The organism is Leucobacter sp. PH1c (genome assembly GCF_000633415.1).
GTDB lineage: Bacteria > Actinomycetota > Actinomycetes > Actinomycetales > Microbacteriaceae > Leucobacter.
This window is the reverse complement of the sequence record NZ_AYMV01000063.1, coordinates 1-242: the sequence shown is the minus strand read 5'-3', so window position 1 is coordinate 242 and position 242 is coordinate 1. Positions and strand designations below refer to the sequence as shown.

Below are 242 nucleotides of genomic sequence, written 5' to 3'. Positions count from 1 at the left end.
GCAGCCGAAGCCTCAGCCGCAGCATTCGCCGAAGCCGCAGCAGCGGTCTGCGCCGAACCCTGAGCATCAGCCGAAGCCGACTCCGAAGCCTGAGCCTTCGCAGCCGTCGACGCCGCAGCCTGCGCCGTCACATCAGCAGCAGCCGAAGCCGTGTCGTTGCCGTTCGCATCAGCAGCCGCAACCGCAGCGCCCTGCACCGCAGCATTCGCCTTCGCGTCAGCCTGCGCCGACGCCGACGCCGA

General features: G+C 69.8%; 1 pseudogene. It reads right to left on the bottom strand.

The annotated features are described in order from the left end of the window. Positions 1 to 242, bottom strand: a pseudogene (locus tag U874_RS15855) (hypothetical protein); the annotation flags it as partial.